The sequence below is a fragment of the Agrobacterium sp. 6Ca8 genome (genome assembly GCF_055382765.1).
Map to the genome: position 1 here is coordinate 1917809 of NZ_AP026434.1, position 14416 is coordinate 1932224.

At 59.4% G+C, this 14416-nt stretch carries 12 protein-coding genes; 9 read left to right on the forward strand and 3 right to left on the reverse strand.

The window, feature by feature from the left end:
• Positions 1–70 precede the first annotated feature (70 nt).
• The 3 genes from ACZ5A6_RS22885 (at position 71) to ACZ5A6_RS22895 (ending at position 4510) form a co-directional block, all read left to right on the forward strand.
• Complete coding sequence (locus tag ACZ5A6_RS22885) at positions 71–976, forward strand: UTP--glucose-1-phosphate uridylyltransferase (RefSeq protein ID WP_004431732.1); 906 nt, start codon at positions 71–73, stop codon at positions 974–976.
• 107 nt (positions 977–1083) lie between these two features.
• Positions 1084–3432 carry a polysaccharide biosynthesis tyrosine autokinase gene (locus ACZ5A6_RS22890; RefSeq protein WP_464111414.1) on the forward strand — a complete coding sequence of 783 codons (2349 nt, stop codon included), beginning with the start codon at positions 1084–1086 and terminating at the stop codon, positions 3430–3432.
• Between the two features lie 133 nt (positions 3433–3565).
• A complete protein-coding gene (locus ACZ5A6_RS22895; RefSeq protein ID WP_174060213.1) occupies positions 3566–4510 on the forward strand; it encodes a 2-hydroxyacid dehydrogenase in 945 nt (314 codons plus the stop codon).
• Positions 4511–4528: 18 nt separating this feature from the next.
• Here ACZ5A6_RS22895 and ACZ5A6_RS22900 read toward each other — a convergent pair whose 3' ends face one another.
• Entirely contained in the window at positions 4529–7504 is a 2976-nt protein-coding gene (locus ACZ5A6_RS22900; RefSeq protein WP_013762051.1) for a PAS domain-containing protein, read from the reverse strand.
• A gap of 317 nt (positions 7505–7821) precedes the next feature.
• Here ACZ5A6_RS22900 and ACZ5A6_RS22905 point away from each other — a divergent pair, with 317 nt between their 5' ends.
• From ACZ5A6_RS22905 to ACZ5A6_RS22915, 3 genes are all read left to right on the forward strand, one after another.
• Positions 7822–8820, forward strand: a complete 999-nt coding sequence (locus tag ACZ5A6_RS22905; protein ID WP_004431723.1) for an ABC transporter substrate-binding protein — start codon at positions 7822–7824, stop codon at positions 8818–8820.
• 122 nt (positions 8821–8942) lie between these two features.
• Positions 8943–9830: an ABC transporter permease gene (locus ACZ5A6_RS22910; RefSeq protein WP_004431720.1), complete on the forward strand. Its 888-nt coding sequence runs from the start codon at positions 8943–8945 to the stop codon at positions 9828–9830.
• Positions 9823–10878 (forward strand): quaternary amine ABC transporter ATP-binding protein, encoded by a 1056-nt coding sequence (locus ACZ5A6_RS22915; protein ID WP_174060212.1) that lies wholly within the window; start codon positions 9823–9825, stop codon positions 10876–10878. Before ACZ5A6_RS22910 ends, ACZ5A6_RS22915 begins: the two co-directional genes overlap by 8 nt.
• Here the strand turns inward: ACZ5A6_RS22915 and ACZ5A6_RS22920 are convergent.
• Positions 10875–12104, reverse strand: a complete 1230-nt coding sequence (locus ACZ5A6_RS22920) for a TIGR03862 family flavoprotein (RefSeq protein ID WP_464111415.1) — start codon at positions 12102–12104, stop codon at positions 10875–10877. The genes ACZ5A6_RS22915 and ACZ5A6_RS22920 overlap by 4 nt on opposite strands.
• Before the next feature lie 66 nt (positions 12105–12170).
• On the opposite strand from ACZ5A6_RS22920, the gene ACZ5A6_RS22925 reads away from it, so the two are divergent.
• Genes ACZ5A6_RS22925 through ACZ5A6_RS22935 form a run of 3 tightly spaced genes read left to right on the forward strand, consistent with a single transcriptional unit; the run spans position 12171 to position 14117 of the window.
• Positions 12171–12758: an IMPACT family protein gene (locus tag ACZ5A6_RS22925; RefSeq protein ID WP_174060210.1), complete on the forward strand. Its 588-nt coding sequence runs from the start codon at positions 12171–12173 to the stop codon at positions 12756–12758.
• Between the two features lie 55 nt (positions 12759–12813).
• Positions 12814–13482 (forward strand): pseudouridine synthase, encoded by a 669-nt coding sequence (locus ACZ5A6_RS22930; protein ID WP_174060209.1) that lies wholly within the window; start codon positions 12814–12816, stop codon positions 13480–13482.
• Positions 13483–13490: 8 nt separating this feature from the next.
• Positions 13491–14117 (forward strand): class I SAM-dependent methyltransferase, encoded by a 627-nt coding sequence (locus ACZ5A6_RS22935; protein ID WP_174060208.1) that lies wholly within the window; start codon positions 13491–13493, stop codon positions 14115–14117.
• Here the strand turns inward: ACZ5A6_RS22935 and ACZ5A6_RS22940 are convergent, their stop codons facing one another.
• On the reverse strand, positions 14118–14303 hold the full coding sequence (locus tag ACZ5A6_RS22940; RefSeq protein WP_004431706.1) for a hypothetical protein: 186 nt from the start codon (positions 14301–14303) through the stop codon (positions 14118–14120). It abuts the gene before it with no gap.
• Between the last annotated feature and the right edge of the window lie 113 nt (positions 14304–14416).

A 14416-nucleotide genomic window follows, 5' to 3' on the forward strand; every position in this document is an offset into this window, starting at 1 on the left:
GGACAAATCTGTACGCGAAAAATCTGCAAGCGGACTGGGGACAGATCAAACCTTGATGAAGGAGAACGCGATGGACCTGAACAAAACTGTCAGAAAAGCCGTCATTCCCGTAGCCGGCAACGGCACGCGGTTTTTGCCCGCCACCAAGGCGATGCCGAAGGAAATGCTCACGATCGTCGACCGGCCGGTCGTGCAATATGCCGTCGATGAGGCCATGCAGGCCGGCATCGAGCACATTATTTTCGTAACCAGCCGTAACAAGACCGCCATCGAAGACTATTTCGACAGCGCGCCCGAGCTTATCAACACGCTCACCCGCTCCGGCAAGACGGTGCAGGTGCTGCAGCTTGAAAAGATGCTGCCAGTCGCAGGCACAGTCAGCTACACCCGCCAGCAGGTGCCGCTCGGCCTCGGCCACGCGGTTTGGTGCGCGCGCGAACTGGTGGGCAAGGAGCCTTTTGCGCTGCTTTTGCCTGATATGGTTTCCTATGGCGCACGCGGCTGCATTGCCGGGTTGATGGAACTCTACGACGAAGTCGGCGGCAATATCCTCGGTGTTGAGGAATGCCTGCCGGAAGAAGTGTCATCCTACGGCGTCGTTGGTGTCGGCCAGAAGGTCAATCACGGCTTTGCGGTGACCGAAATGGTCGAGAAGCCGGAACCATCCAGGGCGCCTTCGAATTATTATCTCAACGGCCGTTATATTCTGCAGCCGGAAATCTTCGACATTCTCGCCAAACAGGAGCGTGGCGCGGGCAACGAAATCCAGCTGACTGACGGCATGAAGCGGCTCGCTGAGAAGCAGGCCTTCCATGCGCAGAAGTACAGCGGTCGCACATTCGACTGCGGCAGCAAGCAGGGCTTCATCGCCGCCAATGTCGCTTTCTCGCTGATGCGTGCCGACATGGAGGCGCAGGTTCTCGCTTCCGTCAAGGAACTCGTCGCAAACCATGAAAGCCGCGTTCAGGCGGCCTGACTTTAATCGTGCTGCCGGGGAGGCGGTCGGCACATCAATAACGGGGGGCGGGAAGCCGAGCGTTGCTCGGCTTCCCGCGTACCATTTTTAATTCACAAGGTAGGTCCATGCACCACAAGACCTTTAAATCCAGCATCGGTTTTCCGGATCCCGGCAAGGATGCCGACACATTTATTGACCTCGATCGCCTCTGGGCAGCCGTGGTGCGCCGCGCCAATGTCATTGCCGCCTCGGTCATCGCCGCTGTGGTTCTGGCCGGCCTTTATCTGGTGCTTGCAACCCCCGTTTACACCGCGATGACTCAGGTGCTTCTGGATGAAAGCCTTTCCCGTTACGCGGAAGAGGAATCGCCGGTACCTGCCGCCCAGATCGTCGACAACCGTATCGCCAGTGCTGTGGAAATTCTGAAATCCAAGGAAATGGCGCTGACCGTGGTCGACAAGGCCAAGCTCGACGAGAACGACACCATCGTCAATCCGTCGCTGTCGCCGGTCGATCTCGTGAAATCTTCCGTGCGCGGTATCGTCGATCTCATCCTGCCCGGAGATCCGCCGGCCTCCGAAGCGGCAATCCGCGCCGGACGCCGCGAAAAGGCAGCCGCCGTGCTGCAACAATCGCTGATCGTAGAGCGTGTCGGCCGCAGTTCGGTCATCGCCATTTCCACCCGTTCGACGGATCGGCAGCTTGCCGCGCTCATCGCCAAGACCTATGCGCAGGCCTATCTGACCGAACAGCTGAACGCCAATTTCGACGCCAGCGAGCGCGCTTCCGTGTGGCTGCAGGAGCGCATGAGCGACCTGAACCAGCGTGCGCAGGCCGCACAGCTTGCTGTCGAAAAATTCAAGACGGACAATAATATCGTTTCTTCGCGCGGCGAGCTGATGTCGGAAGGCCAGTTGGCCGATCTCAACGGCCAGCTGATTGCCGCGCAGGCGGATGTCGCGACGGCTGCTGCACGTTATGGCCAGTACAAATCCATCATCGACCGGGGACCGGATGCAGCCGTTGACAATGCAGTCGTTTCCGCGCGGGATGCCGATAACTCGGTCATTCAGGACCTTCGCAAGCGCTACATCACGATCTCTGACCGATTGCAGGGCGTCGTCCAGCAATTCGGCGCCGACCACCCTCAGGCGGTAGCGCTGGAGAGTGAGAAGAAAGAGATTGCAAGGCAGATCTTCCAGGAACTGCAGCAGGTTACGGGCAGCCTGAAGAACGAATACGACGTCTCCAATTCCCGTGTGCAATCGCTTCGCGACAATATCGACCGCGTGGCGGGCCGCAATTCGCAGGCCAATATCACCATGGTGCAATTGCGTGAGCTGGAGCAGCGGGCAACCGCTCTGCGCACACTTTACCAGTCCTACCTCGGCCGCTTCGAAGAAGCATCCCAGAAACAGTCGCTGCCGATCGCCAAGGCCCGCATCATCTCCGAAGCGGGTCTGCCGACAGCTCCGTCCAGCCCGAAAAAGACGATGACCATGGCGCTTTCCGTCATTCTCGGCCTTATGCTGGGCGTCGGCATCGCAGCGCTTCTTGAGTTCCGGGATCGCTTTTTCCACACCGGCAACGATGTGCGCGACAATCTGCGCATGCGTTTTCTGGGCTACCTGCCCTTTATCGGGGAACGGGGTGCAGAAACCGCAAAGTCGGGTACCCCTGCCGCCACCCCCGGCAGCGAGAGCACGACCATCGACGAAAACGGTCAGGTCTCGTTCCAGAAAATGCTACGCCTTGCCGTCGACAGCCCGCGCTCAAGCTTTGCCGAGACGCTGCGCAACGTGAAGCTGACGGCTGATGTCGTTATCCAGGAACGCCAGTGCCGGGTAATCGGCGTCATCTCGTGCCTGCCGAACGAGGGTAAATCGGTCGTGGCGCTCAATCTCGCCGGTCTGATCGCCTCCACCGGCAAGCGCACGCTTGTGGTGGATGCCGACATCCGCAACCCCGGCCTCAGCCGCATGCTGACAACGCGGCAATCCGCCGGTCTGGTGGAGGTCGTGCTTGACGAGATACCGTGGACGCAGGCAGTGAAGGTCGATACCCGCACGAAAATGGGCATCCTTCCGGTTTCCACAAGCAACCAGTTTGCCCATTCAAGCGAGCTTCTTGCCTCCTCCGGCATGCGCAAATTCATCGAATCGGCGCGTGAGGCCTGCGACTACATCATTGTCGACCTTGCACCCGTCGTTCCCGTCATCGACGCAAAAGCCTTCGCACCGCAGGTCGATGGTTTCGTCTTCGTGACGGAATGGGGCAAGACGCCGATCCAGATGGTGCAGAACCTGATGGCCAACGAACCACAGATTGCCAACAAGACGTTGGGTATCGTGCTCAACAAGACCGATATGACGGAATTGCAGCGTTATGCAGGCCCCGGTGGTTCTGAGCATTATCACGAGACATTCGCGGCCTATTACGGCGACGCCAAACCGCCGGTGAAGGAAAACGCCTGAATGGTGTAGCGGCCCGGTGCAAACCGGGCCGCTTTTTTTTGCAGCTCAAATTTTGCTATCCAGCCTATGGCGTTGCCCGCAAAATTACGCATTGATGGCGACCAACCAATCGCCAGCAAGCAGGACCAGTTTCATGCCATCACCCATCGCCCTTGTTTCGCGGATGAATGCGCAAGCGGAAGCCATCTGGAAGCAAGCGCTTCGCGACGCCATGCCGGAAGAGGAAATCCTCTCCTTTTCCGAATTAAGCGGGGAGCAGAAACGCGCGGTGGACTTCGCCATCGTCGCCAATCCCGATCCAGCCGATATTGCAGCCTTGCCGGGTCTTTCGTGGATTCACAGCCTGTGGGCGGGTGTCGAACGGCTCGTTCTGGAACTGGGAGACAAGGCGCCGCCGATCGTGCGGCTGAAAGACCCGGAGCTTTCACGCGTGATGGCGGAAGCCGTGCTGGCATGGACATATTACCTGCAACGCGACATGCCGGCCTATCGCGTAAACCAGCAAAAAGCCCTCTGGCAGGAACTCGATTATCGGCATCCGGGCGAGATGACCATCGGCCTCCTCGGCCTCGGCGCGCTTGGAACGGCTGCGGCGCAACGCCTGCTTCATGCAGGCTTCAACGTTTCCGGCTGGAGCCGCTCGGCCAAGGCAATCGAGGGAGTGGCAACGCTGACGGGCGATGACGGGCTGGAGGACTTGCTGGAAAAAAGCGACATTCTCGTCTGTCTGGTGCCGCTGACCGATGCGACGCGCGGCCTTCTGAATGCCGACCGTCTCGGCGCCATGAAAAAGGGAGCCGCACTCATCAATTTCGCCCGCGGAGCCGTCGTCGTCGCCGATGACCTGATCGCGGCGCTTGATTCCGGCCAGCTTTCGCATGCGGTTCTCGATGTCTTCGAACAGGAGCCGCTACCTCCCGCCTCCGCATTCTGGCAGCACCCGAAAGTGACCGTCCTGCCACATATTTCCGCGCCGACAAGCCGGGAAAGTTCCGCGAAAATAGTGGCAGGCAATGTCAAGACATGGCGTGAAACAGGCACGCTACCGGAAACGGTCGATATGACGCGCGGTTATTGAGACACGATGGCGGGCGGTTTATTCGCCCGCCATCGTGTTTGCCGTATGGGCCAGTTCGACAGCTGAGACGATCTGCTGTTCGTCATAGGGCTTGGTCAAAAGCACTGCCGTTTCCGGCGCCCCGTTCGGCAGTTGGTTGTCTCCCGTGGCAAACACAATGGCTAGTCCTGGTTTCCGGCGCAATGCCTCAACCGCCAGCTCGCCGCCCTTCATGTCCGGCAGGCCTATGTCGGTAACGAGAACATCGATCTCTTCCGTCTCGATCGCCTTTAGCGCCTGCACAGCATTTCCGGCCTCGACGACGGCAAAGCCGTTATCGGCCAGCATCTCGGTCGAATTCATCCGGATCAACTCGTCATCCTCAACAAGAAGCACGCAAACCGATCTGGTCTCGTCTCCGACGACCTGCGCGGGTTCGGGGGTTTTGGAATGACGCGGTGATGATACCGGCCTCGTCTTGGCGAGAGAAACCTGCTTGCGATTGGCGATGACATGGCGGATGCGCCGCGCCAGCGCTTCGCGCGTGTAAGGCTTGGAGAGCAGTTCCACCCCGGAATCCAGCTTGCCGCCATGCACGATGGAGTTTTCCGTATAACCGGATGTGAAGAGAACGGCGAGATTAGGCAACCTTTCCTGCGCACGGCGCGCCATTTCCCGGCTTTTCAAAGGTCCCGGCATCACCACATCGGTGAAGATGACGTCAATCGGAATGCCGCTTTCGACCACCGTCAAACCAGCCTGCGCATCGCGGGCAGTGAGCACGCGGTAACCGAGATCGCTCAGTGTCTCGACGACGGTGCTGCGCACCTCCTCGTCATCCTCCACCACAAGGATCGTTTCCGTGCCACCCTCGACGGGGCCGGTCGGTATCACCACTTCCCTGTCCTCGTCGGCGGCGGATCGCGGTAGATACATCTTCACCGTCGTGCCCTGCCCCACCTCGCTATAGATGTTGACGTGGCCACTGGACTGTTTTGCAAAGCCGTAGACCATCGAAAGGCCGAGACCGGTGCCTTTGCCTTCCGGTTTCGTCGAAAAGAACGGCTCGAACACCTTTTCCAGAATGTCCGGCGACATGCCCGATCCGGTATCGGTAACAGCCAGCATGACATATTGCCCCGGAGAAACTTCCGAATGCTTGCGCGCGTAATCGCGATCGAGAACCGCATTGCCGACCTCGATCGTCAGCTTGCCGTGCCCTTCCATGGCATCGCGCGCATTGATCGCGAGATTAAGGAGAGCGTTTTCCACCTGGTTGGGGTCGGCATAGGTATTCCACAGGCCGCCGGAGGTGATGACCTCAACCTCGATCGCCTCACCAAGCGAACGGCGCAGGAGATCATCCATGCCGGTAACGAAGCGGGAGATGTTGATAACGCGCGGTTCCAGCGCCTGACGGCGGCCAAAGGCCAGAAGCTGGCTTGCAAGCTTGGCACCGCGATGAACGCCGGCCAGCGCATTTTCCAGCCGCCGTTCGGCACGCTCGTTGCCAATCACGTCCTTTGACAGCAATTGCAGATTGCCCGCGATTACCTGAAGAAGATTGTTGAAATCATGCGCGACGCCACCGGTCAACTGGCCGATGGATTCCATTTTCTGCGCCTGCTGCAACGCCCTTTCGGTCTGGCGGCGCTCGGCGATTTCCGTCTCGACCCGCGCTTCCAGCCCTTCATTCAATTGGCGAAGCTGCTCTTCCGCTCTTATGCGGTGGCGAATCTCGCGTTCCAGATTGCTGGCATGTTCTTTAAGCGTGTTCTCGGCCAGCCGCTGTTCGGTGATATCCGTGTGGACACCCACCCATTCCGCAATATCACCGGAATTGTCGAAAATCGGAACGCCACGGATCGCAAATGTGCGGTAGACGCCGTCATGGCGGCGAACGCGATGCTCCCAAATATAGGTCGCCCGCGCGGAAACGGCTTTTGTCCAGCTTTCCAGCGAATGGTCCCTGTCTTCGGGATGAACCGCTTCGACCCAGCCGAACCCCTGATACTCGTCGAAGCTCTGCCCGGTAAGTGCACCCCACGCAGGCTGCTCACCCAGCATCATGCCGTCGGCGGTATTGGTCCAAAGCACGCCGTGGACCGCATCAACAGCGGCGCGGAAACGGTTATTGCTAAGCACAATTTCGTGCTCGGAACGTTTCCGGTCCTCGATATCGATGATCAGCACATAAATGCCGTCAACCGAGCCATCGGCGATATAGCGGGGAACATAACGGATTTCGGCGGCTCGCTTGCTGCCATCCGGTCTGCTGATCACCGTATCCGAAACGATCTTTTCGCCGCCGAGCGCACGATCGAGATAGGCCCTGCGCGAACTGAAGAACGCGTCTCCAACGATTTCCGGAACGCTGCGGCCGATCACCTCCTCGGCGCTGCGGCCGAACCACTCCAGATAACCGTCATTGGCGAATTTATAGACATAGTCGCGATCGACATATCCCACCAGGATCGGCAGGGCATTGGTAAGCCGGCTCAGCTCCTTGCGGCTCTGCTCCAGCGCCTCCACGGCCTTCACCTTTTCGGTGTTTTCAAGCACCGTGCACAGGACGCCGTCCACCGCGCCGCCATCATTGTAGATCGGCGTATAGAACAGATCGAAGATCACCTCTTCCGGCTGACCGTGCCGCATCAGCGTCATCGGCTGGTCGCGATAAGCCATGACCTCGCCACGAAAGCCAGCCTCCAGAATGCGGCTGTTCCAGTCCCAGATCTCGGGCCAGATACCTGGCACCGTTCCGCCCAGCGCCCGCGGGTGATAATTGCCGGCAATTTCCGCATAGCCGTCATTGTAGATCATCACATGATCCGCACCCCACATCAGCACCTGCGGAATGGGAGAGTTGACGACGGAATTGGCCTTCTGCCTCAAATTCTGCGGCCAGTCGCTAATCGGACCGAGCGATGTCTTCGACCAGTCGAAGCCACGCACAAGCTCACCCGTTTCACCGCCGCCGATCGGCCATACCGGGGCAGCACGAAGATTGGTCATTCAATATCACCACAAAAAAGAGACGAAATTTTCCGTAGTACAGAACGGAATAAATGTCCAAGAAAACAGAAACTTCTGCTTGTTGTTCACGGCTTTTCAGAAGCGCGACCGGCAAGACTGGGGAATTCGCACGCCGCAAATTTCGCAGAAGCACCCCACAAGCGTGATGATTGATTGACGATTGCCATCCTCAATACGCCAAAAACTGCCGCAAACGGAACGGCAACAAAGTAATTATTAACGCTCAATGCGGGTGCTGGCGGTCGCGGTGCCGTCAGCGCCCGGGTCTTCGCACACCGCGACCAGAGGGAACAAAAATGAAAATACTTTTGGGTGCCACAATTCTTTCCGCCGGCTTCGCCCTTACAGGCGGTGCAGCCTTTGCTGCGGACTGTGGAAACGTCACGATCGCCAGCATGAACTGGCAATCCGCTGAAGTCGCCGCCAATCTCGACAAGATCATTCTGGAAAAGGGTTACGGTTGCAGCGCTGAAATCGTCACAGGCGACACCGTACCGACATTGACCTCCATGGCCGAAAAGGGCCAGCCTGATATCGCGCCGGAGGCCTGGGTCAGCCTGCAGCCGGAAATCGTCAAACAGGGACTTGAGGGCGGCAAGGTCGTGGCGGCCGCCAAGATCCTGTCGGACGGCGCTGTGCAGGGATGGTGGATCCCGAAATATGTCGCTGATGCCAACCCCGATCTCAAGACCATTCCTGATCTCTTCAAGCATCCCGAGCTCTTCCCCTCGCCTGAAGACAAGGCAAAGGGCGCCGTCTTCAACGGCCCGCAGGGCTGGGGCGGCACCGTCGTCACCGCCCAGCTCTTCAAGGCTTTTGGTGGTGAAAAGGCTGGCTTCACCCTGGTGGATACCGGTTCTGCCGCAGGTCTCGACGGCTCGGTGGCCAAGGCTTACGAAGCGAAACAGCCGTGGGTAGGCTATTACTGGGCTCCGACCTCGCTGCTCGGCAAATATGAGATGGTGAAGCTCGGCTTCGGCACGGAATATGACTCTGCCGAATGGAAACGCTGCACCTCGGTTGCCGATTGCGCGGACCCGAAGCCCAATGCATGGCAGGTTGACGACGTGCAGACGCTGGTCAGCAAGACCTTTGCCGACCGCGCCGGCCCGGCCATGGACTATCTGAACAAACGCGCCTGGACCAACGACACCGTTAACAAGCTGATCGCCTGGATGACCGACAATCAGGCAACCGGCGAAGATGGTGCGAAACACTTCCTGAAGGAAAACGAGGCTCTGTGGACGGGCTGGGTTTCCCCCGACGTCGCGCAAAAGGTCAAGGCTGCCCTCTAAAAGGGCGGCACGACATATGTGGTCGACAGCTTGGCCCGCCAATGGCGGCGCCCGGCCGTTTTTAAGTTCCGGAGCGCGGCGGATATTGCCCGCCGGCCCCGGTTCGTCGTGGAGAACAGGATATGGATTGGCTTTTCAAATTTCCGACCATGAATGATGATGCACTGCGTGCGCTGAAGAAAGTGATCGACGAGGGGTTTCGGGGTTTCACCAGAGCCTATGGCGGCACGATAGAGGGGCTGTTCACACCGCTCCAGAGCTTCCTCATCTGGGCGGAAAGGCTTTTGATCGGCACCCCCTGGCCGGTCGTTATTCTTATTGTCGGCGTACTCGCCTGGTTTGCCAGCCGCAGCGCCACCATTGTTGGACTATGTTGCGGTATTCTCTTTGCCATCGGCTGGTTCGGCATGTGGGAAGACACGATGAAGACGATCTCGATGATCTTCGTCTGCGCCGTGCTCTCGATTGTGATCGGTTTGCCGATTGGCATCGCCATGGCGCGGTCCAACCGCCTGCAGAGTATCGTGAACCCCGTTCTCGACGTCATGCAGACGATGCCGAGTTTCGTCTATCTCATTCCCGTCGTCATGCTGCTCGGCATCGGCCGTGTCCCGGGCGTTATCGCCGTGGTGATCTACGCCATTCCGCCGATGATCCGGCTTACCAATCTCGGCATCCGCATGGTTGACCGGGACGTGCTGGAAGCGGCAGACGCTTACGGTTCCTCGAAGCGCCAGAAGCTTTTCAAGGTGCAGCTGCCGCTTGCACTCCCCACCATCATGGCGGGCATCAACCAGACAATCATGATGGCGCTCGCCATGGTCGTCATCGCCTCCATGATAGGTGTTCAGGGCCTTGGCCAGCCGGTTCTGAAGGCCATCGCCAACCAGTATTTCACGCTCGGTGTGTTCAACGGCCTGGCAATCGTCGGCATCGCCATCATCTTCGACCGCATCAGCCAGGCCTACGGCCTTCGCCTGCAAAAACACCGGGAAGTGGCGCATGGCTAGTCAATCGATCGAAATCCGCAGCCTTTACAAGATTTTCGGCTCCAAGGCGGAGAATTACATCGACGCCGTGAAGGGCGGCATGTCCAAGGCGGAACTGAACGCCAAGCACGGCCATGTGCTCGGCCTCAGCGACATCAACATCACCATGCCGGGCGGGCAGATCACCGTGATCATGGGCCTTTCCGGCTCGGGAAAATCGACGCTGATCCGTCACGTCAACCGCCTGATCGACCCCACAGCGGGAGAAATCCTTTATGGCGGAACGGATGTCTGTCGCCTCAACGAAGCGGAACTTCTGGAATTCCGCCGCCACAAGACGGCGATGGTATTCCAGAAATTCGGCCTGCTGCCGCACCGCAACGTGCTGCAAAACGTCGTCTATGGCCTTGAGGTGCAGGGCGTCGACAAGGGAGAGCGGGAAGAAAAAGCCGACGTCTGGATCAAGCGGGTGGGGCTGGAAGGCTTTTCGAGCCATTATCCGAACCAGCTTTCAGGCGGCATGCAGCAGCGCGTGGGTCTCGCCCGCGCGCTGACCAACAACGCCGAAATCCTGCTGATGGACGAGGCCTATTCGGCACTTGATCCACTCATCCGCGTCGACATGCAGACAGTGCTGCTGGAATTGCAGAAAGAGCTGAAGAAAACCGTCGTCTTCATCACCCACGATCTGGATGAGGCTCTTCGGCTGGGAGACAAGATCGCCATTCTGCGCGACGGCGAGATCATCCAGCAGGGCACGGCCGCCGAAATTGTCATGAGTCCGGCAGACAGCTATATCGAAGCCTTCGTGGAAGAGGTCAATCGTGGCCGGGTCATTCGTCTCGGCGCAATCGTCCAACCGGACTTTACCGGCCAGTCGCGTCTTCAGCTCGATGCGGACATGACCGTCGAGGAAGGCTTGCGCGCGCTCGTCAGGGAGGATGTCGGCAGTGCCGTCATCATCGGCGATAACGGCAAGTCACTCGGCTCCGTCACCACGGATGCCATCATGCGCTGCCTCGTCAGGACCACGCCAAGCGCGGAAAAAAAACTGGCCGAGGCCGGTTAGGCCAAGCCGTCGAGCCATTTGGTCATGCCCCTGGCGGCGGCCTTGCCAGTGGCAAAACAGGCGGTCAGCAGATAACCGCCGGTCGGCGCCTCCCAGTCCAGCATTTCCCCGGCAGCAAAAATGCCGGGGAGTTTTTTCAGCATGTAGTTCTCATCGATACCTTGCCAGTCAACGCCCCCAGCCGATGAAATCGCCTCGGCAATCGGTCTCGTCCGTGCAAGCGGTATCTCCGCATGTTTGATTCTTGCAGCGACCGGATCATCCGGCATCGCCGAGATATCGTAAAAGATTTCCCGCAGAAGTCCGACCTTGACGGCGGAGAGGCCCACGGCCTTCCGCAACCGGTTTGCAAAACTCTCCTTGCGGCCAAGCTTTGCCAGATCCCGGCCAAGGCGCTCCAAGGTACGTCCCGGCGCCAGATCGACAGCGAGTGTCGCCTTACCCGTGTGTTCCAGCTGGTCGCGAAGTGCGGCGGAATGGGCATAGATGACGCTGCCCTCAATGCCGTGCTGCGTCACCACGAACTCGCCCTGAAACGCCCCGGCCGGGGAAATGGTGGTGACGGATTTCAACGCCTCACCGGCAAAACGCTGCCGGAAGACATCGCTCCAATCGACATCAAAGCCACAATTGGCGGGGCGGAAAGGGTTAAGCGCCACGCCTTCAGCCGCGAGTGCCGGGACCCATGCGGCATCGGAACCCAGACGCGGCCAGCTTGCGCCGCCGAGCGCCAGAAGAACGGCGTCGGCCTTCATGTAGACATCCCCCTCCGGTGTCGCGAAAACCAGCCCGTCTGCGGAAAAACCCATCCAGCGATGCCGCGTCTTGATGATAACGCCGTGCGCCTCCAGCCGGGCAAGCCATGCCCGCAACAGCGGCGAGGCCTTCATAACCGTCGGAAACACCCGGCCCGACGTGCCGACGAAAGTCTCCTGCCCCAGACCTTGCGCCCAGTGACGCAGCGCGCCGGGCGTGAAATCATCGAGGGCGGCGCGCAGCTTTTGCTCCGCGTCGCCAAAACGGTGGAGGAAAATGTCGTAGTCTTCGGCATGGGTGATGTTGAGACCGGATTTTCCGGCCATCAGCAATTTGCGCGCGACGGTCGGCATGGCCTCGAACACCGTTACGGCATGGCCAGCCGCAGACAGCACTTCGGCCGCCATCAGGCCCGCTGGCCCGCCGCCGACAATCGCGACCTGCCTTGCCTTCTTCAAAACCCGCTCCATCGCATCTTCGCCATTGTGGCCTTATACCGATTTCCGCGCGCGAATATATGCGATATTGAAGCGCGCATGTTCACGCTCGACCGACCCGTCACCTTTTCGCAGGATATCAAGAAAAGCCGCTTCATTGCCTTTGCAGCACCTGTCACTGGCGAGGAGGATGCGAAAAGCTTCCTTGCGGCGCATTCTGACTTCGACGCAAACCACAATTGCTGGGCATGGCGAAACGGCCAGACCTATCGTTTCAGTGACGACGGCGAGCCTTCCGGCACGGCGGGAAAGCCAATCCTTCAGGCTATCGACGGTCAGGCGCTGGACAATGTCGCGGTCCTCGTCATCCGCTGGTTCGGCGGCATTCTGCTCGGCAGCGGCGGCCTCATGCGCGCCTATGGCGGCACGGCGGCGGCCTGCCTTCGGCTTGGCGAGACGTCACCGGTCATCGCCTATGTCAGCGCGACCTTGAGCTGCCCGTTCTCCGATCTGGCCCTGGTAAAATCGCGCCTCGCCGCCACGCGAAACCTGCGAGTGGAAAAGGAGGACTTCACCGGCACCGGCGCGGATATGCAGCTTTCGGTTCCCGTAGAGGAGGCCGCGCGACTGACACGGCTCATCAGCGATCTCACCAGTGGCCGCGTCAATCTTCATATTCCGGACTAATCATATTGCGGGGCAGGCATCTGGCCCCATGCCCGATTTGTGCTAAGGAAGCGCAATGTCACTTGTGCTGTCCAACCCCGTCTATAATCCGCCGCTCGAACCGTGGCTCACCATCGTGCACCGGGATGACGATCTACTGGTGCTGGACAAGCCGAGCGGACTTCTTTCGGTGCCGGGACGCGATCCCGTGCTCTTCGACAGTCTTTTGACGCGCGTGCAGAAACAGTTTCCAAAAGCACTGATGATCAACCGGCTGGACAAGGATACATCAGGCATCGTGTTGATGTCCCTGAACCGCAAGGCGCACGCGGCCGTCGCCGCCCAGTTCGAGAACCGCCAGACCCGCAAATCCTATGTCGCCGTCGTCTGGGGGAAAGTCGAGGGTGAAGAGGGCAAGGTGGACCTGCCACTCGCGATCGACCCCGAGAACAAGCCCCGCCACCGGGTGGACCACGACCATGGCAAGCCGGCGCAAAGCCTTTGGCGCGTGCTGGAAAGATTGCCGCTTCCCGCCACGAGGCTCGCACTTGCTCCTCTCACCGGCCGCACCCATCAATTGCGGGTGCATATGAAGGCTCTCGGCCACCCTATCCTTGGCGATGAATTTTATGCAGAAGGTGAAGCGCTCGCCGCCGCGCCGCGTCTTATGCTGCATGCCGAGGCGGTGGGCTTTCGTCACCCGGATGGCCGCGACGTCACCTATACCGTGCCCTGCCCCTTCTGAGGCCTGCGATGAAAGAACAAGACGAAAGCTTCGTGGTGGATTTTGTTGGCGGTGCGGTCGGTCACCGTTTTCGCTCCGGCGAGGGGCGCGGACAGGCTCTGCCGAAAGCCGCGGGCTTCACCAAAGGCCGCACGCCAAAAATCGTCGATGCCACGGCAGGGCTCGGGCGCGATGCCTTTCTGTTGGCGTCACTCGGAGCCGAAGTTACGCTGATAGAGCGTTCACCCGGTATGCACGCCCACCTTGCTGACGGCATTCGCCGCGCATTGGAGGCGGGTGGAGCCTATGCCGAGGCTGCCTCCCGCATGACGCTGCTGCAGGGCGATTCCCGGCTTCTGCTGAAAGAACTTTCACCGGAGGTGGTGATCGTGGACCCAATGCATCCGCCGCGCCACAACACGGCGCTGGTGAAAAAGGAAATGCGGGTGCTGCGGGAACTGGTGGGATCCGATCCCGATCAGGTAGAGCTGATGGAGGCTGCGCTTGAACATGCGACGAAGCGGGTGGTTCTAAAATGGCCTCTGCGCGCCGAACCTATGCCCGGCGTTCGCAAGCCTTCGCACCAGATAGTGGGAAAGAACACCCGATATGATGTCTTCATGATTTTCGGAAAATCGATCGATCCGGAGGAATGATCAGCGGAAGTTCGGCTTGCGCTGAGCGTTCATCAAAAGCTCGTGCCGGGATGCGAATTCTCCGAACAGCCTTCTCAACCGTGTCTCCTCGGCCTTGTCCAGCCGGTAACGGCGGCAAAACTCCGCAACATTGAGAATTGGCTTGGCTCTGTTCCCGTCTATGTTCTTATTGTCGATGATCTGCATGGCGGCGCCCTCCGTGTAACCAGGGGGAAAACGTAGGCGTGGGCTTGCGGTTCCCTGTAAGTTTACATGGATGAAAAAAGAGGATGCCGCCCGTACACGGCCTCATCAAGTTT

What these genes read in the sequence shown, in the direction of transcription:
- ACZ5A6_RS22895 (WP_174060213.1), top strand. Translation starts at nt 3,566, where the DNA reads ATGCCATCACCCATCGCCCTTGTTTCGCGGATGAATGCGCAAGCGGAA.
- ACZ5A6_RS22920 (WP_464111415.1), bottom strand. Translation starts at nt 12,104, where the DNA reads ATGGAGCGGGTTTTGAAGAAGGCAAGGCAGGTCGCGATTGTCGGCGGC.
- ACZ5A6_RS22905 (WP_004431723.1), top strand. Translation starts at nt 7,822, where the DNA reads ATGAAAATACTTTTGGGTGCCACAATTCTTTCCGCCGGCTTCGCCCTT.
- ACZ5A6_RS22910 (WP_004431720.1), top strand. Translation starts at nt 8,943, where the DNA reads ATGGATTGGCTTTTCAAATTTCCGACCATGAATGATGATGCACTGCGT.
- ACZ5A6_RS22925 (WP_174060210.1), top strand. Translation starts at nt 12,171, where the DNA reads ATGTTCACGCTCGACCGACCCGTCACCTTTTCGCAGGATATCAAGAAA.
- ACZ5A6_RS22940 (WP_004431706.1), bottom strand. Translation starts at nt 14,303, where the DNA reads ATGCAGATCATCGACAATAAGAACATAGACGGGAACAGAGCCAAGCCA.
- ACZ5A6_RS22935 (WP_174060208.1), top strand. Translation starts at nt 13,491, where the DNA reads ATGAAAGAACAAGACGAAAGCTTCGTGGTGGATTTTGTTGGCGGTGCG.
- ACZ5A6_RS22900 (WP_013762051.1), bottom strand. Translation starts at nt 7,504, where the DNA reads ATGACCAATCTTCGTGCTGCCCCGGTATGGCCGATCGGCGGCGGTGAA.
- ACZ5A6_RS22890 (WP_464111414.1), top strand. Translation starts at nt 1,084, where the DNA reads ATGCACCACAAGACCTTTAAATCCAGCATCGGTTTTCCGGATCCCGGC.
- ACZ5A6_RS22915 (WP_174060212.1), top strand. Translation starts at nt 9,823, where the DNA reads ATGGCTAGTCAATCGATCGAAATCCGCAGCCTTTACAAGATTTTCGGC.
- ACZ5A6_RS22930 (WP_174060209.1), top strand. Translation starts at nt 12,814, where the DNA reads ATGTCACTTGTGCTGTCCAACCCCGTCTATAATCCGCCGCTCGAACCG.
- ACZ5A6_RS22885 (WP_004431732.1), top strand. Translation starts at nt 71, where the DNA reads ATGGACCTGAACAAAACTGTCAGAAAAGCCGTCATTCCCGTAGCCGGC.